Origin of the sequence: Neobacillus soli NBRC 102451 (assembly GCF_001591665.1) — a bacterium.
Lineage (GTDB): Bacteria > Bacillota > Bacilli > Bacillales > Cytobacillaceae > Neobacillus > Neobacillus soli.
Genome location: NZ_BCVI01000024.1, coordinates 15,768 through 39,360 on the forward strand (window position 1 = coordinate 15,768; position 23,593 = coordinate 39,360).

Sequence of the window (23,593 nt, forward strand, 5' to 3'; positions counted from 1 at the left end):
AGCTGGAAGGGATTGGTTTATTTCATGGGGGAATCTTTAAATAATGCTATAGATAGTAGTGAAGGTATCTCACGAACAAAAAGATTATGGATGGCTGCAGTGCTGGGAACGTTAGCGGCATTCGGCCCTTTATCCATTGATATGTATTTGCCGGCACTACCCAATTTAGCAAAAGACTTTCACACAAATCCGTCACTTGTTCAATTTAGCTTAACCTTTTTCTTGCTAGGTTTAGCTTCAGGACAGTTACTGTCAGGTCCGCTTAGCGATGTCCATGGACGACGGAAGCCGCTGCTTATTGGATTAATGATCTATTTTATTGTTTCCCTGTTGTGTGTCTTCAGCCCTTCCATTTGGATATTTATTGTTTTGCGTTTTATTCAAGGGCTAGCCGGTTCTGCAGGGATTGTTATTTCAAGAGCCATTGTACGTGATTTATATTCTGGCCGAGAATTAACAAAATTCTTTGCGTTGCTAGCTTTAGTTAACGGACTTGCGCCAATCCTAGCACCTGTTGCTGGTGCACAGCTTTTGCGTGCGGTTCCTTGGCAAGGATTGTTTATCGTTTTAAGTGTAATTGGTTTAGTGATGTTTTTTGTCGTGTTTTTCGGGTTACCTGAAACCCATCATGAAGATAGAAGATCTGTTGGAGGGATAAAAAATACGTTTATTACCTTTCGCAACCTCATCATGGATCGTAGTTTCATAGGTTATGCCTTAGTACAAGGACTTGTATTTGCCGCCATGTTTGCTTATATCTCGGGCTCACCTTTTGTGGTGCAAAATATATATGGTGCTTCAGCGCAAATGTTCAGTCTGATTTTTGCTATTAATGGCATTGGAATCATGATTGCCAGTCAAACGACCGGAAGATTAGCTGGTCGAATAGATGAGTCAAAGCTTTTTGCTTTTGGCTTAGGTTTGTCTTTTTTTGGAGGAATCTTATTGCTAATTCTACTGTTATTACATGCCAACTTATTATTTGTACTGCTGCCACTATTTTTTGTGGTCTCAAGTGTTGGTGTGGTTAATACGGCAGGATTTTCCCTTGCCATGCAAAAACAAGGGAAGTCCGCAGGAAGTGCGTCCGCACTTCTTGGAGTATTGTCGCTCTCATTCGGTGGAATCGTCGCTCCTCTTGTTGGGGTAGGAGGAGAACATACCGCCACACCAATGGGAATTGTCATTGCTAGTGCCGGAGGGGGAGCCGTTCTTTGTTATATTTCTCTAGTATATCGAAGAAAACATCTAAATGAAGAGTCTTCCATTTCTGGGTAAGAATAAGTTTAGAAGGGAATATTATTTTAAAATCGGCAGCTACAAATCGGCTGCCGTTTTGTATTTTTCTAAAAAGATTTTTATATTCTCAAACACCTCCATTGGTCGCTCTTCAGGAAGGGCGTGGCCAGTTTCTTTTAATACAATCAGTTCGGAGTTGGCTAAATCTTTGTTTAGTTTCTCTCCAAGTTTAAGCGGGATTGACTTATCATGATCACCCCAAAGTAATAAACAAGGCGTTTTGATTTGGTTAAGGATCTGGGCAGGAAGGTCTCCTTCTCGGTCTCGAATCATCCGTGTAAGAGCCACGAAAATTTCATCTTGTAAAAAGGGCTGCAGGTAGCCGTTAATCATTTCATCATTAATGATGGAATGGTTATAAAGTGCGTCCTGAAGGTTTTTCTTGACTCCGGTTCGGGCAAACCAATATTTAACAAAAAGATGGAAATAGGGAATATAACTAGTCATAATTAATGGTAATTTTGATCGTTTTAGATAGGCAGAACTGCAAAGAAGAATCGCTTTGTCAGCAAGCTCAGGCATCATGTGGAGGATATTAAGTACTATTTGTCCGCCCATTGAATGTCCAATAAAGGTCATTTTTTTTAATCCGAGAGACTCAGTAAGTTGGATGACTGTTTGCGCAAGGTTTTTATAGGAATACACATATTGATTGCATTTCGTACTTTTTCCAAATGGCGGAAGATCAATCGATAAAACCTGATACTCTTTTTTCATAAGCGATATTAAATGACGAAAAGTGAAGGTGGAAGAAAGAAACCCATGCAATAAAACAAACGTTTTTTCCGATGTTTGATTCGGATAAAATTCATAATAAACATTAATGTTATTTACCGGATGATACCCGGTTAATACAGATTGTTCCAAACGATTACCTCCTGCTCCAACAATAAAATTGTTGGAATTAATATTCCCCATTTTGGAGTCCTTAAACGAAAAATTTGCGGTAAAAAACTAAACAAGAAAGGGAACAATCTATTTGAAACCGTCCCCTATGGTAATTTTGGAAATATTTTTTGAATTTTCCAAAATATAATGTTTGAATTTTTAGAAAACTCCTTGTATAATGAAAAAAAGGTTAAGGAGTTGATTTCCGTGGAAAAGAAATTATTAAATTCACCACAACATTCGGATGAGAACGCAGATTCTTCAGTTGCTGAGATGTTCCTAAATTATGCGTTGCTTGAGTTTAAGAGAGCGAAGGTTCTAAAGGAAATCGACCAAACATTACAAGATGGGAATAAAGAATTATTCCTAAAGTTAACAGAGGAACTAAAGAAAATTTCTTAACGTGTTTACTAGCGTTCTTACTTACACTATTACTAAAAAGAAGCCCCTATCCATTCGGAAGGGGCTTCTTCGCCTTTCAAGCTAAGTTTCGTTGTAAATAATAATGGCAGGATGCAGTTAGTTATCTTCATTCAGACTATTGGGTGTCAGGCACCACTTTTGGAGTGGTGCCTGACACCCTTTTCAAGTATGATAAAAAAAGAGAATCGTATGGGAGTGAATTCGATGCAACAGCTTCATGTATATAGTAAAAAAGTTCCTTATTCTTACTCAAGGTTTTTCCGTCAATTTCAATCACTTGCTAAGACGAGCACGCATCATGTGCTATTGGAAAGCGGACGCGGCGGGCGTTATAGTATAGCAGCGTTTCAACCCGAAACAATTATCAAAGGGAAAAACTATCAGCTTGAAATTCAAAATGGAAACGGTACCGAACGCTTTGAAGGCAATCCGATTCACTTATTTAAGGAATGGATGAGTCAGTATCATGTAGATAACATGGAAGGACTCCCTAATTTCCTTGGAGGGGCAATTGGTTACATAAGTTATGATTATGCGCGTTACATTGAAGAACTGCCAGAATTAGCAAAAGATGATTTAGACATGCCGGAAATCTACTTTTTCATTGTGAAGGAATGGTTTGTTTTTGACCACGAGAACGAAATATTATGGCTGTTGTGTTTAGCTGAAAATGATAGGGGTATAGAGGAGAAACTGTCTTTTTGGGAGCATTGCTGGCTACAGGAACAAGCTTCAAATACGCCACAAAAGGCCAAAAAGATTGAACCACACCGATTTGAGGTTTCCATGACAGAGGATGAATTTAAAGAGGCTGTGCTAAAAATTAAACAATATATTGCAGCGGGTGATGTCTTCCAAGTGAATCTCGCTGTCCGCCAATCAAAACCGATTGAAGCAGCAGCAATCGAGGTTTACGAGCAATTAAGAGCCTTAAATCCATCACCATATATGGCATATCTTCATACGCCAGACTTTCAGATCGTAAGTGGTTCACCAGAACTGCTTGTTAAAAAAAGCGGCGCGGAAGTTAGCACCCGTCCGATTGCTGGTACCCGCTCAAGAGGGAAAGACCATGAGGAAGATGTAAAGCTTGCCGCCGAATTAATTGAAAATGAAAAAGAACGAGCAGAACACGTCATGCTCGTCGATTTGGAAAGGAACGACCTTGGAAGAGTATGTCAATACGGATCCATCGAGGTCAATGAATTTATGGTGATTGAAAAATACTCCCATGTAATGCATATCGTATCCAACGTAAGAGGAGAATTGGCCGAAAATCAATCAGGAGCTGACCTCATTGATGCTGTTTTCCCAGGCGGAACGATTACAGGGGCACCAAAGGTTCGAACCATGGAAATAATCGAAGAGCTTGAACCTGTTCAACGAGGAGTTTATACGGGTTCGCTTGGATGGATTGATTTTAGCGGGGATTTAGAACTAAACATTATCATTCGAACGATGCTCGTAAAAGATGGAATGGCACATGTACAGGCAGGGGCAGGAATCGTTATCGATTCCAATCCAAAGCATGAATACAAAGAATCAATGAAAAAAGCAGCCGCTTTATGGAAAGCAAAAGAACTGGCAGAGGAGTAAGCAGCGATGATTTTTATGATTGATAATTATGATTCCTTCACGTTTAACTTAGTTCAATACTTGGGTGAACTGGGAGAAGAATTGATAGTAAAGCGAAATAATCAAACTTCAATTGAGGAGATTGAGGGACTGAAGCCTGAATTCTTAATGGTTTCTCCGGGTCCATGCAGTCCAAATGAAGCGGGAATCAGCCTTGAGGCAATCAAATCGTTTGCAGGGAAAATTCCAATATTCGGTGTCTGTCTCGGTCAGCAAGCCATCGCGCAAGCCTTCGAGGGTGAGGTTGTCCAAGCGGAGCGGCTCATGCATGGGAAAACGTCCGATATGTTTCATGATGGAAAAACGATTTTTCAAGGACTGCCGAACCCATTTCCAGCGACACGATATCACTCATTAATCGTCAAAAGAGAAACATTGCCTGATTGCTTTGAGATTTCTTCATGGACAAAAGAAGGAGAAATTATGGCGATTCGTCATAAGGAGCTCCCGATTGAAGGAGTCCAGTTTCACCCGGAATCAATCATGACCACTTCAGGAAAAGACCTTTTACGGAACTTTGTCAATCACTATAAAAAAGTTCACACGTTATAGTGGTGGCCAATATGCATATCTACTTAAACGGCCAATTTGTGGAAAAGGGAGAAGCCAGAATTTCTCCTTTTGATCATGGGTTTTTATACGGCATGGGGCTTTTTGAAACGCTTCGCATCTATGATGGTCACCCATTCCTATTGGATGACCATCTAAATCGTCTTAATCAGGGCCTGGATGCTCTTAACATCAACCATCGTTTTTCTCGCGAAGAAATGAACAAAATACTGCAGAGATTACTGGAAATTAACCATCTTACAAATGCCTATATCCGTATAAATGTATCAGCTGGTATGGGAGAAGTTGGTTTGCAGGTGGATCCCTACAACGAACCAAACATTATCATTTTTCCTAAACCGTTACCTCAGGCGGGGGAATTGATAGAAAAGGAAGCTGTTCTATTAAAGCTAAAGCGTAATACCCCAGAGGGAGTGGAGCGGCTTAAGTCACATCATTTCATGAATAACATCCTTGCGAAAAGAGAAATTGGTGAGTCACCCAATCAAGAGGGGATTTTCCTAACCAAGGATGGGTATGTTGCTGAGGGAATTGTCTCAAACATCTTTTGGAAAAGGGACCAAACCTTATACACTCCTTCTTTAAGTACAGGTATCCTAAATGGAATTACCCGTCAGTTCATTATCGAACTTGCTGGAAAAAATGTTCTAAATGTTCAAGAGGGGCAATATTCATTCGAGCACGCCCATAAGGCTGATGAAATGTTTGTTACCAATTCGATTCAAGAAATTGTGCCGATTATTTCTTTTGAAGGGCATCAAATGCCTGGTAAGAAGGGAGAATTAGTCCAACTGCTCCATCAGGACTATCGCCAATATTGTAAATCCCTTTGGTCAAGGCATTGTTTAAGGAGGAATGAACAATGAAAGAGAAAATTCTCGCAGAAATCAAAAGAATCGAAGCGGAATTTGATGTGAAAATCTGCTACGCAGTAGAGTCAGGAAGCAGGGCGTGGGGCTTTCCTTCTAAGGACAGTGATTATGACGTCCGATTTATCTATGTCCATAAAAAAGACTGGTATTTGAGCATTGACCCAAAACGCGATGTGATTGAACTTCCGATTAATAATCTCCTTGATATCAATGGCTGGGAATTGCGCAAAGCCCTTAGACTTTTTAAAAAGTCCAATCCGCCACTAATGGAATGGCTTCATTCCGGCATTGTCTATTATCAGGCTTTTTCACTTGTGGATAGAATGAAGGCGATTCAAGACAAGGTATTTTTACCGCAATCGGCACTCTATCATTATTTAAATATGGCGAAGGGAAACTATCGCGATTATCTCCACCGAGATCAAGTCAAAATCAAGAAATACTTTTATGTTCTAAGGCCGGTGTTAGCCTGTCTCTGGATTGAAAAATATAATACCGTTCCCCCAATTGAGTTTCAAGAATTAGTCGAGGACCTACTTGAGGAAGGGGAGCTTAAGAAGGAAATTTTATCCCTTTTAGAAAGAAAAATTCGTGGGGACGAACTAAACCTTGAACCGAAGATCATAGCCATAAACAGCTTTTTAGAAAAAGAAATTAATCGGTTAGAAGATTACACCAAAGCATTAGAGGTTTCCAAAACAGACATTTCACCAATACTGGATGATTTATTCAGAGACATCCTAGAAGAAGTGTGGGCCTAATTCCCAAAGGAAAAGATAAGGATAGAACCACGATTAGTAAAATAGTGGCTTTTTGATTATAAAAAGCTATTAGAGGTAAATCCTAATAAAAAGTATTCCTTTATGTTAGAAAGTGTGAAAATCAAACATTTATTCACAAATTATTCACAAATTATTCCCATACCTATATTGTTTAAATGGTTAAAGTCAATTAAACTAAAAAGCAAGCAGAAGGTTTTATTAAGACTTAAGAGGGGGGTAAAATGTTACCGATTGAGCGGAGACAGCAGCTATTAAAATGGTTGAATCAAGAAGGTTCTTTAGCTATCACAGAGATCAGCAATCGTTTGAAGGTATCTGAAATGACAGTCTATCGTGACATCAAGCCATTATTAGATGAAAAAGTGGTTATCAAAACTTCCAGGGGAATCTCATTAGCCCCTATTTTGAATGGATCTTCGAATTCGTGCAGCTATTGTTTAAAAGAAATGAACAACCGTCATCCCGTTCAAATTATTACCTATGATCTAAGAGTGGAGCAATTATGCTGCCCGCACTGTGGGTTACTAAGATACAAGGATATAGAAAAAGATGTTTCGCAAATTATCTGCCGTGATTTCCTTCAAAATTCCACGATTAGCGCGAAAATCGCCTATTATCTAATGGATGCGGATTTCAACTTAAATTGCTGCCAGCCTCAAGTATTAACATTTGAATCTTTAAAGCAGGCGGAACAATTTCAAAAGGGTTTTGGCGGTGTTGTGCTGCTTTTTGAAGAGGCGATTACTGAAATTCACAAAAGAATGAATGGTTCCACGGGATGTTCTTGCAAAAAAGATTCCACCATATAGGGAGTGATAGATTGAATGTAAAAATAAAATGCAGCATGTTTATGGTAATCGCGTCACTTTTTCTATTTTTATTCCCGACTAATTTTTCTGCCCATGCCTATATTAAAAAATCAACACCAATTGAAAATGAAATTCTTGAACAGGCACCTAAAGAAATCATGATTCAATTTGATGAATCGATTCAGCCCGCCTTTAATTCAATCAAGGTGTTTGATTCGGACGGGAATCGAGTTGATAAAAAAAATGGGCGGATTGATCCAAAACAACCTTCCATCTTAAAGAGCGGATTAAAGAGGAACCTTCCAGATGGGACCTATCGAATAAAATGGAAGGTTGTTTCCAGCGATGGCCACCCCGTCGAGGGAGTCATTCCCTTTCAAATTGGTGCAGAAGCGGAAGGATCGGCTGCTATACATAAGGAAACGAAAGGCTATACCCCGGGGGCGGATCTTATCATCATTCGGTGGCTGCAATATATTAGCAATGCGTGTTATGTCGGCCTCCTCTTTTTCTACATGATGGTTTTGCCAAAAGGATTTCGCAAAAATCGTTCAATAGAAAAATTTTTCCTAAAGCTTATAAGTATTGGTCTAATTTTCCTTTTTCTTAGTATCCTATTAAGCTTACCATTACAAGCAACGATTGAATCTGGTTTTCCTTGGAGTGAAGTATTAAGCTTTCAACTATTTGAAAATATTTTAACGAACACGACCTTTGGTCAAGCGTGGATTTACCAAGCAGCTATCCTGGTAACGCTTGTGCTTATCACATCATTTATCGGAATGGCTGAGAGCACGAAAAAGGTGATTATGTGGGCCTGTTTTGGTTTAGGCACAGCATTATTGCTGACAAAGACGTTAACGAGTCATGCTGCCGCACAAACCAATCAAATATTAACGATTTCAATGGATTTTCTCCATTTACTTGCGGCATCCATCTGGATAGGTAGTTTAATTGGGTTTGTTGCTTTACTGAGATGGCGCAAGGACACGGAAATGAAGCAGGATTATTTGCTAATGATAAAACGCTTCTCGAAATGGGGCATCATCCTCGTCCTCCTTTTAACTTTTACAGGAGTTTTTAACAGCCTGTTATACATTCCAAACCTTTCATCCCTTGTTCAAACGAGTTATGGAAAGGTTTTAGCCGGTAAAGTGATTTTGTTTCTGTTGATGCTCCTGCTTGCAGCAGTTAATTTTATTAAAGGGAAAAGGAAAGAGGAAAAGGGGCTAGCGGCTTCCCTGTGGGGCGAGCTTACCATTGGAGTGATTATATTAATTCTTTCCGTTGTGTTAACCAATTTACCAACAGCGATGGCCTCTCCAGGGCCATTTAAGGAAACAAAAGTAGTGAATCACAATCAAGTTACATTAAGAGCAACCCCTAATAGTATTGGAGAAAATTTATACGAGGTCACCTTAAAAGACCGCGGCGGGAAGCCAATCAAGGATATTGAGCAGCTGCACTTGACCTTTACCATGCTGGATATGGATATGGGGACTGAAACGGTTAATATGGAAAAAACTGCTGAAGGTAAGTATGAAGTGAAAGGCTTGCATTTCAGTATGGCAGGGCATTGGAACGTGCATGTTCATGTCTTGACAAAGACGTTAGAAAGTATCGATATCGATTTCCATTGTTTGGTAGGAAGTCAATAATAAACATTTAAGGAGAATTCAAATGAAAAAAATATTGGTTAAGATTTCAAAAGTAGTTATCCCCGCGGTTATAAGTCTATTTTTCTTTTCAAGTATCGCAAGCGCGCATGTGACTGTTGTCCCAAAAACTTCGGCAACTGGCGCATGGGAAACCTATACATTAAAAGTTCCTGTTGAAAAAGAGGTGGCTACGACTAAAGTTACCATTAAGGCCCCTGCTGGTGTTGAGATTATGTCCTATCAACCGGTTCCAGGATGGACGTATTCATCTGACAAGGACGCTGCTGGAAAGGTGAAATCATTTACATTCGATGCAACAGGGGAAGGGATTTTACCTGGTCAATTCCAACAATTTGTTTTTGTAGCGAAAAATCCTGATAAGGCAACAAAAGCTGCTTGGGATGCCTTTCAATACTATAAAGATGGCAGTGTCGTAGAGTGGACAGGTGATGAGGGAGCAGATTCTCCACATTCAATCACGGACATTGTGAAGGCGGCAACAACTGATCACCATGATACAAAAACAACAGAGCATAAGGAAGAAACAAAAACCACGGATACTGAAAAAGAAGATGTAACGTCCGATTCTCTTCCACTTATTTTATCGGGTGCAGCTGCATTGCTTTCACTAATTGCTCTTGTTCTAGCGTTCCGTAAAAAATAATCGAATCTTGATTTTCTTATCTAATAAAAAATGTCGCCACTTTAAGCATTAAAGGTGGCGTCTTTTTCTGTTATTTATAAAACAATCCCTTCATGAGCCTGATTTTTCTTCTTTTTGACAGTTGCCACGAGCGCCTTAAATAGCTTTAAGGAGCGGTGAAAAACGGGACTTTGAATGAAGGTATAGATAAAAGTGGCAATAAACACAGGTCCTCCTAATAAAAACCCGATAATTAACACAAGACTCTCAACAATAATGCGTGCTTGACTAACCGACAACCTTGTTCTATCCGAAATGGAAAGCATAAAGCCATCACGCGGGCCGGCACCAATCCCAGCGGCTACATACATGCCGCCGCCGATCCCTGTTATCACAATTCCAGACAGGAGAATCAGGTAATCCAGCCATGTATTAGTTGCTTTTGGGAGAATATCTAACCAGAGAAAAAAGTCCATGATTGGACCAATACATATAGCATTTAAGATTGTCCCGATGCTAATATAGCTTCGGGCGACAAACAAAGAAATAATGATGAGGACCAGACCACTTACCACTCCCCATGTGCCAATGGTAAGTCCTAAGCGCTGATATAATGCAACATTTAGCACTTCCCATGGGTGGAGTCCAACATATTTCACCTTAACAGCAATGGCATTACCCAAGCCAAAAAAAGTTAACCCCAAAAAGAATAAAAAATACTGAAAGACTTTCAACTCCAGTTCCCCCAATAGACGAATTGACTTTTCTGAATATTTAAACCCTTCCGAAAATCTTAAATTAGGAGTGGATATTAATCAATGATAAATTTGCATTATCGAACAAAAATTATTAGGGTGGGAGGATTTTTTTTGTAATGTTACTTGTTTCTTCTATAAACGAATGATTTAACATATATTTTATAAAAGGCCTTCAGTCACTTGAGGGTCTTTTACTTTGAATGAAAGAGGGATACAAAAATGCCAAGCGAAATACAACATGTAGAATTAGATATCCCCATTGAGGTGATTTGGGATTTTATAAGGGATGAAAATAATTGGGCACCACTTGTCCCCGGTTATATTTATCATGAAAAAGTAAATGACCGCCAAATCACCTGGGAATTTAAGAGCGACCTCGGCATAATGAAAAAGAAAGTCACTCTAGTGATTGATATTAAAGAGTGGGATGAACCGTCAAGGGTAAGTTTTGAATTAAAACGATCGAATGAAAAGTATCTTGGTGAAGGGTATTTTGAAGCGAAAGCAATAAATAGAAATAAAACCAAGTTGACAGGATTTCTTGAAATAAATGCAACAGGACCAATGGGCTCTTTGGCAAATTCACTTTTAAAAAAAGCAGTCCAAAAATGGGATGAAGAAGTGGCTGCAGCAATCTCTTCAAAGCTCGAGGAATTTAAAAGAAGATAAAAATCAAAGCCGCAAACCTTTACATTAAAGGTTACGGCTTTTTTCTATAAAAATTAAGAAAATCTTAAGCATCGAATGATAATGTTAGTCCAAATTCAACTATCCTAATAGGATCGTTGAGAGGAGGATTATCGATGTTAAGCAATCTACCAAAAAGAGGACTGAACCTCATTCTTATTGCAACAATGGTTGGAATTGGGACAGTGTCCTACATACCACCTGCCTTTGCTGAAGAAACTGCGACCGTCCAAGAGAACCCTGCCGCCAACACACTTTCAAAATTAGAAATTGCAGGGGGCAAGCTCGATAAGGATTTTTCAGCAGAGATAAATGAATATTCAGCAACCGTAGAAAATGAGATTCAATCTATTTACCTTCTTACTGAAAGCAGCAATAAAGATTCGATCATCACAATTAATGGACAGTCAATCACAGGTGGAACCGCAAGTCCTTTTTCGCTTCAAACTGGAAAGAACAAATTTCTTATCACCGTTAAGGACGGCAATCATTCGGAAAATACCTATACCCTAACGGTAACAAGAAAGCAAAATGCAAATAATTTTCTCCAAACTATTAAACTATCAGCAGGGGAACTATCACCCTTATTTTCTGCTGAGGTAACAGATTATACTGTCCAAGTACCAAATGATACCGCAGCAATCACGGTTTCACCTACTGCCCTTAAAAAAACAGCAACGGTTGAAGTAAACGGATTGTTAGTCAGGGCGGAAGGTGTTACAGCAAAGGTTCCTGTTGGAAAGTCCAATATCCTCATCGTCGTTACAGCAGAAAATGGAGTGAAAAAGACTTATACCATTCATGTAACAAGGGAAACTGTCTCTAGTTACCAAGCCGCCAATCCATCCCCGAATAAGCGAAACAATTCTATCCAATCAACGTCACTAAAGCAAACTTCTGGGACAGTTCAAAAAGTAAGCAAAGCGACACTTTCTTCCCTAACTGTTTCAGACGGTACGTGGGACAGCATATTTTCAAAGAGTGAGTTTACTTACCATGTAGCAGTATCAAGTAATGTAAAGACGATTACCATTAATCCGACAGCAAATTATAGCGGTTCAACAATCCTGATGGATGGCACCAGCAGCAAAACAATCCGGCTTGAAGACGATGGAAAAACGATCATTTCAGTTGCCGTATCAAACGGCGATGATGACCGGAAAACGTATGCGCTTGTATTTGATCAGGAAAAGTAATTAAAAATTTTGATAAAACCTGCCCTTCCTGCAGGTTTTATTTGTTTATATTCAGCAAAAAGAGGAAAAAGTAAGTTAAATAGTGAACATGATTCCAAAATATATGTTATATTTATAGATAAAAATTTAGCGAATCTTTTGATTAAGGAAGGTGAGAGATATGGCAGCAGACTTAAAAATGAATGACAGCAGTCTTCCGTTGCGTCAAGATATTAAGTTATTAGGAAAAATGCTAGGCGAGATTTTGGTGAATCATGGTGGTCCTGAGTTGCTAGATAAAGTTGAAAAAATACGCTTGATGTGTAAAACACTAAGGACCCATTTTGACCAAGAAATTTATTTGTCCTTAAAAGAGGAAATTGTTGGTCTTAGCTCACCAATGCGGAAACAAGTTATTCGGGCCTTTTCTATGTATTTCCATTTGATCAATGCGGCTGAACAGAATCATCGAATTCGAAGGCGCAGACAATACCACCTTCAAGACGATTCCATCGTCCAACCGGCATCGATAGAGAGTGCGGTTCTCGCGCTTAAAGAGAACAATATTAAAGAGGATGTCATTGAAAACATCCTAAATACTTTGTCCTTAGAGCTTGTCATTACTGCCCATCCAACAGAGGCCACAAAACGTTCCATCCTTGAAATTCAACAGCGGATTGCGGCAATATTAAAAAGTCTTGATCACCCGTTATTAACGAAAAGAGAAAGAAAAAAGCTGGAAGAGAGTTTGTTTAATGAAGTAACTATTCTTTGGCAGACAGATGAATTGCGTGAACATAAGCCAACGGTTTTGGATGAGGTAAGAAATGGGCTATATTATTTTGACCAAACACTATTTGAGGTGCTTCCTGAAATCCATCAAGAATTGGCGGACAGTCTTGAAAAGAATTATTCCGAGACTTCTTGGGAGGTTCCAAATTTCCTTCGATTCGGATCATGGATTGGCGGGGACCGCGATGGAAATCCAAATGTAACCCATGATGTAACGTGGGAGACATTAGACCGGCAGCGACGGCTGGTCCTAAAGAAATATAAGGAAGTTTTGGTTGATTTAATGAGACGATATAGCCATTCCACTTCAAGAGTCGAGGTAAGTGCCGAGCTTCTTCAATTAATTGAGATGCAAGAAGTTATCTATTTAACCAAAGAGAAAAGATGGCCGATAAAGTCAGAAATCTACCGCCGTGCCTTTGCTATTATTATTGAACGCGTAAATCAAGCGGGGAAATCAGACGTAGGCTATAAATCTGCAGATGAATTATTGGACGACTTATTTGTTATTAAAAGAAGCTTAAAAAATCATCATCCTGCTGAACATGAATTGAAGATTATTCAAAAGCTGATTCGGCAAGTACAGTTGTTTGGGTTTCATTTAGCCACACTTGATATCCGGAACCATAGCGGGGAACATGAAGCGGCCATGACAGAGATCCTTCAAAAAGTCCAGATTACGGAAAACTATGCGGGACTGCCTGAAGAAGAAAAGATGAAAATCTTACAGAATATTCTTAAGGACCCACGCCCGCTTCTATTATTAAATGAAGATTATTCCCCGGAAACACAGGAAATGATTCAGGTGTTCCAAATGATTAAGAAGGCGCATGAGGAATTTGGTGAACGGTCCATTTCGGTGTATCTTGTCAGCATGACAAAATCACCTAGTGACTTACTAGAAGTGCTTGTTTTCGCAAAAGAAGCCGGGATTTATCGGCTTCATGCAGATGGAACGTTTGAAAGCCATCTACATGTTGCGCCGTTGCTAGAAACGATAGATGATTTATCCGCTGGGCCAAAAATTATGGAAACCCTTTTTGAGCTGCCTGTTTATCGCAATCATTTGCGAATAATGGGCGATCAGCAAGAAATCATGCTTGGCTATTCGGACGGAAGCAAAGACGGTGGGACGTTAACGGCCAACTGGAAACTATATAAAGCGCAAATTGAAATTCACGAAATGGCGAAGAAGTATCAGATTGGTCTTAAATTCTTTCATGGACGGGGCGGTTCATTAGGGCGCGGCGGCGGCCCGTTAAACAAAAGTATCTTATCGCAGCCGGCGGAAACCATTGGTGATGGTGTCAAAATTACCGAGCAAGGAGAAGTTTTGTCTTCACGCTATCTGCTAGAGGATATTGCTTACCGTAGTTTGGAACAGGCGACATCTACCTTGCTTCTTGCAGCAACACATGTGTCCAAACAAGCGGAGAATGGGAACTTACGTGAACATGTTTGGGAAGAAGCGATTGAAGAAATCTCAAGCACTGCCTTGGGCAAATACCAATCACTTGTGTTTGGGGATCCAGATTTCCTTACCTATTTTACGGAAGCCACACCCTTAAGGGAACTAGGCGACTTAAACATTGGCTCGAGACCAATGAGCCGTAAAAATAAGGGACGATTTGAAGACCTTCGGGCGATCCCCTGGGTGTTTGCTTGGACGCAAAGCCGGCAACTGCTCCCTGCTTGGTATGCTGCCGGGACAGGTTTAGACAGTTTTGCTTCGGAAAATGAGCAAAACCTGAAGCTTCTGCAGCAAATGTATCTGAAATGGCCATTCTTCCAATCAACGATTGATAATCTAAACATGGCTTTAATGAAGGCGGATATTACGACGGCAAAAGAATATTTATCACTTGTTGAAGACAAGGCGATTGCTGAACGGATATTTACTAATATTCTTGATGAATATGAAAAGACAAAAGCGATTTTGCTCAAAATTACTGGCGATAAAGAATTGCTTGATCATACCCCTAACATTAAAGAGTCAGTGCACAGACGAAATCCTTATGTGGATCCGTTAAACTTTTTACAGGTTGAGTTAATTAAAGAATTACGGGGTCAGGACGAGCCTAATGAAGAGCTGCTAACGGAAGTGTTGCTAACAATTAGCGGGATATCCGCTGGATTACGTAATACGGGTTGATATAAGGTTAAGCCATAAACTCTCACGAACGAGAGTTTATGGCTTTTTTAATTCTTAAATTTTGACACCGGTCAAGGATGTACCGCTACAGTAAACAATCATATTGCGGGTGTTATTTCCATTGCCGATCGAATCCGTCAGGAAGCAGCTGGAACGATTGAACAGCTCAAACAAATCAGTGTCAAAGATGTTTATATGCTACAGGTGATAATAAGCATACAGCCGAAAAAATCATTCGTCAGCTTGGAATTGAGAAATGAAAGATGAACACGAGCCAGTACATGAGCGCGAGGAATTAAAGAAACAGTTGATAGGGGTTTCTGGGCAATTGGAGAAACTGGCACTCACACCTATCAAAACTATTTCCCATCTGATTGATCAGCTGGAAGATAGTTTTGAGAAAAATGCAGAATCCAGTGTGGCTTATGCCCGTGAACGCCGTAATGCATGGCTTAATGTTAGAAAGGGATATGTTAATTTAGCAAGGAACACACATTTAAATCTTGTTGAGCGTGGCAGGAACAGCTTTAAAGAATTAGTAAAAACTCAGTAACTATTCTTGACCAATAAAGGAGAATTAGCGCATTGATTAGCATACGAATCCATACTAAAACTTAACAACCACAATCTCTGTTTTTAGTTTCGAGAGATTGTGGTTATTTTTATACTTTTAACACTCGAAACAGGGTTAAAGTCTTCGATTTGTCCTTTTTAGCATGCCATGATGGATTGGCATAATAACATTGAACTTTTTGTTACATACTGACATAAAATCAGCTTTGATACATAAATGTAACATTATTATTACTTATTTAACCAATTTAGATGATATACTTCTAATTAAGGTAAAATAGGATGATATTGGGTATTGTTTGTGAAATTCGTCTTACCTGCAATTGATGGATTGATAGATAAATAGGAAGTGTTACATAGAAAATTTGCGTATTACAACAAAATCATAAAGAATTTTATCTGGTTTTCTATAATTGGATTTTTAGACTAGTCATTTGGATATAAAGAAAGCAGGGAAACTAAAATGAAAACGAGTCTAACGGCACTTGCTACGACAATTTTAGTGGGATTTACAAGCGTATTTTCTCTTCCAGCTGTAAATGTAAAGGCAACAAGCATGCAGCGTATTCAGGAGCAGCGTTCGGGGATTCACTCGGAAATTTCAAAAGCTAATGAAGAAATTTCTCGGATTCAAGATGAATTAACTAAATTAACTGAACAGATTAAAAGAGTGGACCAAGCAATTAAAGATAATAATAATATGATTGTACAGACAGCAGAAAAAGTGAAAGCTTCGCAATCGGAAGTGGATGAACTGGAACAGGAAGTTACTGCCATTCAAGCGAGAATTGATAAACGTAACGAAATATTAAAAAAACGTGCCCTGTCCCTGCAGGAGAGCGGAGGAAAGGTTAGTTATATAGATGTGCTCCTAGGAGCCTCAAGCTTTGGTGATTTTGTTGACCGGCTTGGTGCCGTCACGACAATGGTGGAAGCGGATGAAGACCTTGTCAAGAAGCATCGAGAGGATCAGCAAGTAGTTATTAAGAAACAATCTAATGTGGAAAAAAAACTGATTGATTTAAAGGGCATGAAAATAGAGCTTGAAGGGATGCAGGCTCAGATTTTAGAACAAAAAGAACAAAATGATGCTTTAAAAGAAGAACTTAAGGCGAGAGAGCTTGAAAAGCTTTCTAAGAGGGATAATTTACAAACTCAGGACAGCTCGCTTGCATCAGAGGAAAAGCAGTTGAAAGACCCTGCTCAAAATTCCACCACTCCGAACACAGCTAATTTAAATGTAAACATACCTACAACATCAAACGAAGCCATTAATATTGTTATCCATGCAGGGGATAAGTATATTGGCAACTCCGTCTATGTTTTTGGCGGCGGTAGAAATGCCTACGATGTTGCCTATGGAAGATTTGATTGTTCTGGCTTTGTTGCATGGGCATTTGCACAGGCAGGTGTCAAGGTAGGGGCACATACGGATATCTTGAAAAATACAGGAACGAGGGTATCAATGAGTGAGGCGCGTCCAGGAGATCTTGTATTCTTTGATACTTATAAAATAGACGGTCATGTGGGAATTTATCTTGGCGGAGGTAAATTCATTGGCTCACAAAGTTCAACAGGTATTGGCATTGCGGATATGACTTCACGCTACTATGCAGAACATTTTAATGGACGTGTTATGCGAATTATCAATAATTAGCAAAAAACAGAAGCGATGCTCTTATGGCACCGCTTCTGTTTATGGTTGACTGATCTTAAGCAACTGTTCTAGCCCCGCTTTCAATTGGAGGAGTTCTTCCTCACTTTTTGGCTCCATTTCGACCTGACCACCTTCAACGAAACGTAGGTTAAATTTGGGGATGCTGGAGCTATCTGATGTTACTCGATGAGCCAATAGTTTAACATCTTTGAGGCCGATATTTCCGTTAGTGGGGAGATAGGAATTGCCGAACCCAGCATTAGTAACGTTTAAACTTAAGGTATTAAAAAAGACAGCATCCTCAGGGCTCATATCAATAGTGATAACACCCTTCGAAGTTTTGACTAATTTCTTAATCATTAAACCATCAGCTGAAAGGTTTTGAAATTTTAATTCAAGCATTGGCCGATCCTTTTGTTCAGCTGTATCACCGGAACGCTGCTTTTTAATCCATTTAAAGGGCTTATTCTTTTTTTTCATATCTAGGTAATATGGATATATGTCTATCGCACATTTTTATTTAGGTGAATAGGATATAAGGAAATCAAAAAAGGAGGTAATCCAAATGACGGGTGTAGCAGGTGGCTATGGCGGCGGATTTGCCCTACTAGTCGTTTTATTCATTTTGTTAATCATTATCGGGGCTTCTTGGGTTTACTAATTCTATAAATATAAAATGGAGGTACTAAAATGTTTGGCTATGGTGGATATGGTGGATATGGTGGATATGGCTATGGAGGCTGTGGAGGCTGTGGTTACGGCGGCGGCGTGGGCTTTGGCGGCGGTTTCGCTTTAATCGTAGTATTATTTATCCTGTTGATTATTGTGGGTGCAGCTTGCTTTAGATTTTAAGTGAAAAAATAAATATGAGGCATTTTCTTAAATGCCGAAGTTCTGAAAAGCAAGGTTCATACCTTGCTTTTTCTATTGCCTTTTTGGCAGATAAATTTTCCTCGATTTCCATGGAAGGTATTTCAGGTTGGATGGGGCGATTATCCATGTTAAGGTTGTAAAGAACAAAAATTACAAGGATAAAGGGGGACACAACACAATGAAAAGAATTGTTCCTATTCTATTTTCATTCGTCTTCTTCATGATCCTGCTGGTTTATCCTAGTTCAAACCATCCTGTTAAGGCTAAAACAACTGATCCCATTAAAATTAGCAAGGGAACAAAATATGATACTTTCAAGGAAGTTTCCCTTCGATATGGTTTATCCAAATCGGAATTAAAAGGTAGTAATGAAATAATCAAAGAACTTGTTACAGAAAAGAAAGTTATCATACAGGTTCAACTATCGGAGAAGGAAAAGGATCTGTTAGCAAGGTTAGTGACAGCAGAAGCAAAGGGCGAGCCGTATAAGGGGAAAGTTGCCGTCGCTGCTGTTGTTTTAAATCGAGTAGACAGTGAACAATTTCCAGATTCCATTCAGCAGGTTATTTATCAAGAAAAGCAGTTTCAACCAGTTGATAATGGGATGATAAATAAACCAGCAGGAATTGAGGCAAGAAAGGCTGTTAACGAAGCAATTGCTAATGATGGTCAAATCACCGATGCACTTTATTTTTTCAATCCCGACCAAACAAACAGCAAGTGGCTTCGTACAAGGGATGTAACAGAGGAAATTGGAAATCACCGCTTTGCCATATAAGAAACCCCGCTTGGTTAATCAAGCGGGTTTTCTTTTGTAAAAATGGCGGAACGTTTCCAAGCACTAAAGTCATCTAGTTCTTTTGATATTTTTTTGACCGTATAGCCAATCACAGCTGCATCATCAAGAAGCCCAAGACCAATAATGAAGTCAGGGACTAAATCAAGTGGAGAAACGAAATAAAGCAGCGCTCCTACCACAGTAATAATAGTACGAGTAGAAACATTTTTATATTCGCCTTTTGAGTATGATTTTACTAATTCAAAAAATAATTGCAATTTATCCCAAGCGTCTCCTAATTTTCCTTTCCTTTCATTGGCCATTATTATTGCTTTATGAAGTAATCCTTGCGTTTTTTGCTGATTGCCGATGTACCCGCTTGCTTCATCATTATATTTTTGCTGCTTTTTTTCGAATATCTTATCTTTATCGAACAACCAATTCACTCCTTAATGGTTAGAGTCCATACATAGTGTTCCACTAAAACAGGAAAACCATTAGATATTTGAACATAAAGAAAAACCCGGCGTAAGATGATTACACCGGGTTATCTTTTTAAGCTATAACAAGGTCATCACTGATTTGAGTTGATTTCCCCCAAACAATTTCCTCTATTTCCGAGCCTTCTAGTGTTTCCTTTTTTAATAATTCAGCAACTAATTGTTGATACTGTTGTTGATGGATATTAATCAGATCTTCTGCTTTTTCTATGCCTTTGGCAAATAGCTCCTGCATTTTTACTTCTTTATCTTGTTTGTTGAAGATCAATGTAAAACCGTCTTGGAGCATGCCGGTATCCACCATTTGTTCGATAATGTGTTTTGCCTGCTGCACATCTCCGCTAACGCCGATGCTGTGTTCACCAAGGAAGATTCTTTCAGCCACCCCGCCTGCTAATACCATGGCGACACGCTCCAGCAGATCACTGGTTGTCGACAAATGGAGCTCTTTTGGAATTGGCGCAACATAGCCGAGCGCTTCACCACGTGGAATAATTGTTGCTTTTCTGACAGAACCAGGCTTCGTTAACGATGCGACAATCGCATGCCCTGCTTCGTGGATGGCTACTCTCCGTTTTGTGTCAAGGTCCTGTAAGGAACGAGATGTGCTTCCCAAAATGGTCCTGTCAAGGGCATAATCAAGGTCTTGCTTTTGAATCATGTCTGTCCCGTTCCGAACGGCTCTCCTGCTGGCCGTTTCAAAAAGAGACTGAAGATCTGCACCAGAAAAACCTGAAGTGCTTTCAGCCAGCATATCTAATGATGCTAGCACATCCTTCGCAAACGACTTGCCTTTTGTATGGATGTCAATGATTTCTCTTCTTCCTTTTGTATCTGGAAGTGGCACCTGGAAAGAGAAATCGATTCTTCCTGGACGAAGAAAGGCTTCATCAAGCATGTCCTTTCTATTTGTTGCAGCAATAAACAGTATCCCATCATTGGAATAACCGCCATCCAGCTGAACAAGTAATTCAGTTAAGGTTTTTTCAGCTTCCTCGCCGCCATGCGCCTTTCTTTTTCCTGCTAAAGCATCCACTTCATCGATGAAAATAATAGCGGGACCTTGTTGTTTCCTTGCTGTTTTGAACAAGGTACGAACACGACTAGCCCCTACACCGATAAACATTTCATTAAAAGCAGAACCGCTTGCTGAAAAGAAAGCAGCTTTTAATTCATGGGCGATTGCTTGTGCCAGTAAGGTTTTTCCAGTTCCGGGAGGTCCGTACAGAAGAATTCCTTTCGGTGGTTTAATTCCTAATTTAGACGCTCTTGCCGGCTCTTTCAGGGTTGACAGTGTTTGCAAGATTTCTTCTTTCATTTCTTCTCCGAGTCCACCAACATCCTCTAAGCTAATCAAAGGAAGGGGACGTGCCTGGGCCACGCTGTTTTTCATCGATTTATTTAATCCGAAGCCGCCTTTTGTTTTTTGAAGTGCAAATGCTGCACCCGCCATAAGCAGAATAACCCCGCCTAAAATCCATTTTCCATAGCGGCTGCTTGTGGAATAGAAATATTCAATATTATATTTTTCGACAAGCTTGTCTACCATTTGGCTATTTGGGGGAACATGAGAAACGTATTCAGATTTTCCTGCTTTAATATAAATGCTCCCGTCAGCTTGTTCCGTTAGAGCGACCGTTTTTCCGTGCTGCTCTTGAATAGTTTTCTCAACAGACGAGAATGGGATTGCCATCTCATTATTTGTGGTCTGAACCAACCAGACGATACCTGCTATAACTAATATAATCGCTGCGAAGAGCGGAATAAACTTAGAAACTTTTCTTTTACTTTTATTCAATTCCTTCATCTCCTTCAACAGAGTCATCACCTATTATAAAGGGATTTCCAGTGAAATGGATGTGGGAATCGATGGAAGCTTAAAAAACACAGCAACCCTTTAAAAAAGGGCAGTGTGTTTTCAAAGTTTATGATAATAAGCGAAGGTGAGGAATGATCGGCATAAGTACACTTTGCGCAAGAACACCAAAACTTACACCCACACTTGATGATTTACTCCATTTAAAAACATGAACTTTTTCGTCCTTTCCTTCATACAAAAATAATAGCTGCTCTCCTTCTTCGACAATTCCAATCTTTTTATATGAAATATTATTTTGCTTAAGGACAATATCAAATGCTTTCCGTAATAGGTCTAAGGTCGGTTGATCAATGGTTGTAATATTCATAGTGCCTCCCAGTGTAGTTATGTATTTAACGGTATTATTTCATCAATACAGCATACCTACATTATATTCTTTTCGCCTGTGGGATAAAAGAAATAATCATAATCGCTATATAGAAATATTGCAAAGTTGCCTTTTGCGAGATAAGATTGAAGTTATGGACAAAAATTTTAAATTTAATTGTCAAAAGTGAGGAAAATGAAATGGGTAACAATTTTAAAGAAGAAGTATTATCACGTCGCACATTTGCGATAATTTCCCACCCGGATGCCGGTAAAACAACACTAACAGAAAAGTTATTATTATTCGGCGGCGCCATTCGTGATGCTGGTACAGTAAAAGCGAAAAAGACGGGGAAATTTGCGACAAGTGACTGGATGGAAATTGAAAAGCAGCGTGGAATCTCCGTCACCTCCAGTGTCATGCAATTTGACTATGATGGATACAGAGTTAATATTTTGGATACTCCTGGTCATCAGGATTTCAGTGAAGATACGTACCGTACCTTGATGGCTGTAGATAGTGCAGTGATGATTATCGATTCGGCAAAAGGGATTGAGGCACAAACACTTAAGCTATTTAAAGTTTGCCGCATGCGGGGAATTCCTATTTTTACTTTTATTAATAAACTAGACCGCCAAGGGAAATCCCCTCTCGAACTTCTTGCTGAATTAGAAGAGGTTCTTGGAATTGAATCCTATCCCATGAACTGGCCAATCGGAATGGGGAAGGAATTCCTAGGCATTTATGACCGCTTTAACAACCGGGTTGAACAGTTCCGTGTGAACGAGCAGGACCGTTATATTCCATTAAATAATGATGGGGAAATTGCCGGTGACCATCCGTTAAAGGCGTCAGGACTTTATGACCAAACACTTGATGAAATTATGCTCCTTAATGAAGCAGGAAATGAATTTTCAGCAGAAAGAGTAGCAGCGGGAAACCTTACGCCTGTATTTTTCGGAAGTGCCTTAACAGCCTTTGGTGTCCAGACCTTTCTTGAGTCATACCTGCAATTTGCTCCTCCACCGGTGGCACGTAATTCATCGATTGGTGAAATTGATCCACTAGGGGAACAATTTTCAGGCTTTGTCTTTAAAATTCAAGCCAATATGAATCCTGCACACCGAGACAGGATTGCCTTTGTGCGTGTTTGTTCAGGGAAGTTTGAGCGAGGAATGACGATTAATCTTCCACGATTAGGTAAGCAAGTAAAGCTTTCGCAATCGACTTCGTTTATGGCTGAAGAAAGAAATACAGTAGATGAAGCGGTTAGCGGCGATATTATCGGGTTATACGATACGGGCACCTACCAAATTGGCGATACTCTGACTACTGGCAAGGATGCCTTTCAATATGAGCGGCTTCCACAGTTTACACCGGAATTGTATGTTAGGGTTTCCGCAAAAAACGTACTGAAGCAAAAATCCTTTTATAAAGGAATACAGCAGCTCGTCCAAGAAGGAGCTATTCAGCTCTTTAAAACGGTTAAAACGGATGACTATTTATTGGGCGCGGTTGGTCAATTACAGTATGAAGTATTTGAGCACCGAATGAAAAATGAGTATAATGCTGATGTCATAATGGAGCGGATGGGATCAAAGATTGCCCGCTGGACTGAAAACGACGTAGTTGATGAGAATCTCTCGAGTTCGCGCTCCCTGCTCGTAAAAGATCGTTTTGAACAATATGTGTTTTTATTTGAAAATGAATTTGCCCTAAGATGGTTCCAAGAAAAAAATCCAACCGTAAAACTTTATAATCCAATGGATCAGCATGACTAAAAAAAAGCGGCGGGCTAATTACCCGCTTTTTTTTATCGTCTAAGAAATTATAAAATAAATTAGTGTGGATAACTTTGAATTAGTTATCTGAATCCAGCGCCC

Annotated in this window: 24 protein-coding genes; 18 read left to right on the forward strand and 6 right to left on the reverse strand. The window is 39.6% G+C overall.

Going from position 1 to position 23,593, the window contains the following annotated elements; all coding sequences use genetic code 11:
• The first annotated feature begins 24 nt into the window (after positions 1-24).
• On the forward strand, positions 25-1,278 hold the full coding sequence (locus BSO02S_RS09545; RefSeq protein WP_066065953.1) for a multidrug effflux MFS transporter: 1,254 nt from the start codon (positions 25-27) through the stop codon (positions 1,276-1,278).
• A 39-nt stretch (positions 1,279-1,317) separates the two neighbouring features.
• On the opposite strand, the gene BSO02S_RS09550 is transcribed toward BSO02S_RS09545, so the two are convergent.
• Positions 1,318-2,166 (reverse strand): alpha/beta fold hydrolase, encoded by an 849-nt coding sequence (locus BSO02S_RS09550; RefSeq protein ID WP_066065956.1) that lies wholly within the window; start codon positions 2,164-2,166, stop codon positions 1,318-1,320.
• A gap of 228 nt (positions 2,167-2,394) precedes the next feature.
• On the opposite strand from BSO02S_RS09550, the gene BSO02S_RS09555 reads away from it, so the two are divergent.
• The 8 genes from BSO02S_RS09555 (at position 2,395) to BSO02S_RS09590 (ending at position 9,600) form a co-directional block, all read left to right on the forward strand.
• Positions 2,395-2,589 carry an IDEAL domain-containing protein gene (locus BSO02S_RS09555; protein WP_066066017.1) on the forward strand — a complete coding sequence of 65 codons (195 nt, stop codon included), beginning with the start codon at positions 2,395-2,397 and terminating at the stop codon, positions 2,587-2,589.
• 225 nt (positions 2,590-2,814) lie between these two features.
• Complete coding sequence (gene pabB / locus BSO02S_RS09560; protein WP_066065961.1) at positions 2,815-4,206, forward strand: aminodeoxychorismate synthase, component I; 1,392 nt, start codon at positions 2,815-2,817, stop codon at positions 4,204-4,206.
• A gap of 6 nt (positions 4,207-4,212) precedes the next feature.
• Positions 4,213-4,797, forward strand: a complete 585-nt coding sequence (gene pabA / locus BSO02S_RS09565; RefSeq protein WP_066065965.1) for an aminodeoxychorismate/anthranilate synthase component II — start codon at positions 4,213-4,215, stop codon at positions 4,795-4,797.
• Positions 4,798-4,808: 11 nt separating this feature from the next.
• The gene (gene pabC, locus BSO02S_RS09570; RefSeq protein ID WP_066065968.1) at positions 4,809-5,681 is read left to right on the forward strand and encodes an aminodeoxychorismate lyase; all 873 of its coding nucleotides are present in this window, start codon (positions 4,809-4,811) and stop codon (positions 5,679-5,681) included.
• Complete coding sequence (locus BSO02S_RS09575; protein WP_066065971.1) at positions 5,678-6,448, forward strand: nucleotidyltransferase domain-containing protein; 771 nt, start codon at positions 5,678-5,680, stop codon at positions 6,446-6,448. Before pabC ends, BSO02S_RS09575 begins: the two co-directional genes overlap by 4 nt.
• A gap of 242 nt (positions 6,449-6,690) precedes the next feature.
• A complete protein-coding gene (locus tag BSO02S_RS09580; RefSeq protein ID WP_066065974.1) occupies positions 6,691-7,278 on the forward strand; it encodes a DeoR family transcriptional regulator in 588 nt (195 codons plus the stop codon).
• A gap of 11 nt (positions 7,279-7,289) precedes the next feature.
• Positions 7,290-8,936, forward strand: a complete 1,647-nt coding sequence (locus BSO02S_RS09585) for a copper resistance CopC/CopD family protein (RefSeq protein ID WP_066065977.1) — start codon at positions 7,290-7,292, stop codon at positions 8,934-8,936.
• 22 nt (positions 8,937-8,958) lie between these two features.
• Positions 8,959-9,600 carry a YcnI family copper-binding membrane protein gene (locus BSO02S_RS09590; RefSeq protein ID WP_066065980.1) on the forward strand — a complete coding sequence of 214 codons (642 nt, stop codon included), beginning with the start codon at positions 8,959-8,961 and terminating at the stop codon, positions 9,598-9,600.
• Positions 9,601-9,674: 74 nt separating this feature from the next.
• Here BSO02S_RS09590 and BSO02S_RS09595 read toward each other — a convergent pair whose 3' ends face one another.
• Positions 9,675-10,319, reverse strand: a complete 645-nt coding sequence (locus BSO02S_RS09595; protein WP_066066020.1) for a YczE/YyaS/YitT family protein — start codon at positions 10,317-10,319, stop codon at positions 9,675-9,677.
• A gap of 237 nt (positions 10,320-10,556) precedes the next feature.
• On the opposite strand from BSO02S_RS09595, the gene BSO02S_RS09600 reads away from it, so the two are divergent.
• From BSO02S_RS09600 to BSO02S_RS09620, 5 genes are all read left to right on the forward strand, one after another.
• Positions 10,557-11,006, forward strand: coding sequence for an SRPBCC family protein (locus BSO02S_RS09600; RefSeq protein ID WP_066065983.1), 450 nt, complete (start codon positions 10,557-10,559; stop codon positions 11,004-11,006).
• Between the two features lie 134 nt (positions 11,007-11,140).
• The gene (locus BSO02S_RS09605; RefSeq protein WP_066065986.1) at positions 11,141-12,220 is read left to right on the forward strand and encodes a cadherin-like beta sandwich domain-containing protein; all 1,080 of its coding nucleotides are present in this window, start codon (positions 11,141-11,143) and stop codon (positions 12,218-12,220) included.
• A gap of 160 nt (positions 12,221-12,380) precedes the next feature.
• Complete coding sequence (gene ppc / locus BSO02S_RS09610) at positions 12,381-15,143, forward strand: phosphoenolpyruvate carboxylase (RefSeq protein ID WP_066065989.1); 2,763 nt, start codon at positions 12,381-12,383, stop codon at positions 15,141-15,143.
• Positions 15,144-15,399: 256 nt separating this feature from the next.
• Positions 15,400-15,696 (forward strand): polyhydroxyalkanoic acid inclusion protein PhaP, encoded by a 297-nt coding sequence (gene phaP / locus BSO02S_RS09615; protein ID WP_066065992.1) that lies wholly within the window; start codon positions 15,400-15,402, stop codon positions 15,694-15,696.
• A gap of 483 nt (positions 15,697-16,179) precedes the next feature.
• Complete coding sequence (locus tag BSO02S_RS09620; protein WP_066065995.1) at positions 16,180-17,373, forward strand: coiled-coil domain-containing protein; 1,194 nt, start codon at positions 16,180-16,182, stop codon at positions 17,371-17,373.
• A gap of 39 nt (positions 17,374-17,412) precedes the next feature.
• Here BSO02S_RS09620 and BSO02S_RS09625 read toward each other — a convergent pair whose 3' ends face one another.
• On the reverse strand, positions 17,413-17,853 hold the full coding sequence (locus tag BSO02S_RS09625) for a hypothetical protein (protein ID WP_066065998.1): 441 nt from the start codon (positions 17,851-17,853) through the stop codon (positions 17,413-17,415).
• A gap of 85 nt (positions 17,854-17,938) precedes the next feature.
• Between BSO02S_RS09625 and BSO02S_RS26295 the strand changes: the two genes are divergently transcribed.
• The 3 genes from BSO02S_RS26295 to BSO02S_RS09635 all read left to right on the forward strand — a co-directional run bounded on the left by BSO02S_RS26295 (position 17,939) and on the right by BSO02S_RS09635 (position 19,024).
• On the forward strand, positions 17,939-18,034 hold the full coding sequence (locus tag BSO02S_RS26295) for a YjcZ family sporulation protein (RefSeq protein WP_084374968.1): 96 nt from the start codon (positions 17,939-17,941) through the stop codon (positions 18,032-18,034).
• 107 nt (positions 18,035-18,141) lie between these two features.
• Positions 18,142-18,225, forward strand: a complete 84-nt coding sequence (locus tag BSO02S_RS28635) for a YjcZ family sporulation protein (protein ID WP_142303784.1) — start codon at positions 18,142-18,144, stop codon at positions 18,223-18,225.
• A 199-nt stretch (positions 18,226-18,424) separates the two neighbouring features.
• A complete protein-coding gene (locus tag BSO02S_RS09635) occupies positions 18,425-19,024 on the forward strand; it encodes a cell wall hydrolase (RefSeq protein ID WP_066066005.1) in 600 nt (199 codons plus the stop codon).
• Positions 19,025-19,038: 14 nt separating this feature from the next.
• On the opposite strand, the gene BSO02S_RS09640 is transcribed toward BSO02S_RS09635, so the two are convergent.
• From BSO02S_RS09640 to BSO02S_RS09650, 3 genes are all read right to left on the reverse strand, one after another.
• Positions 19,039-19,461: a YkvA family protein gene (locus tag BSO02S_RS09640; RefSeq protein ID WP_235846896.1), complete on the reverse strand. Its 423-nt coding sequence runs from the start codon at positions 19,459-19,461 to the stop codon at positions 19,039-19,041.
• Between the two features lie 118 nt (positions 19,462-19,579).
• On the reverse strand, positions 19,580-21,322 hold the full coding sequence (locus BSO02S_RS09645; protein WP_235846897.1) for an AAA family ATPase: 1,743 nt from the start codon (positions 21,320-21,322) through the stop codon (positions 19,580-19,582).
• 127 nt (positions 21,323-21,449) lie between these two features.
• Positions 21,450-21,710 carry a hypothetical protein gene (locus BSO02S_RS09650; protein WP_066066011.1) on the reverse strand — a complete coding sequence of 87 codons (261 nt, stop codon included), beginning with the start codon at positions 21,708-21,710 and terminating at the stop codon, positions 21,450-21,452.
• Positions 21,711-21,910: 200 nt separating this feature from the next.
• On the opposite strand from BSO02S_RS09650, the gene BSO02S_RS09655 reads away from it, so the two are divergent.
• A complete protein-coding gene (locus BSO02S_RS09655) occupies positions 21,911-23,491 on the forward strand; it encodes a peptide chain release factor 3 (RefSeq protein WP_066066027.1) in 1,581 nt (526 codons plus the stop codon).
• The last annotated feature ends 102 nt before the right edge of the window (positions 23,492-23,593 follow it).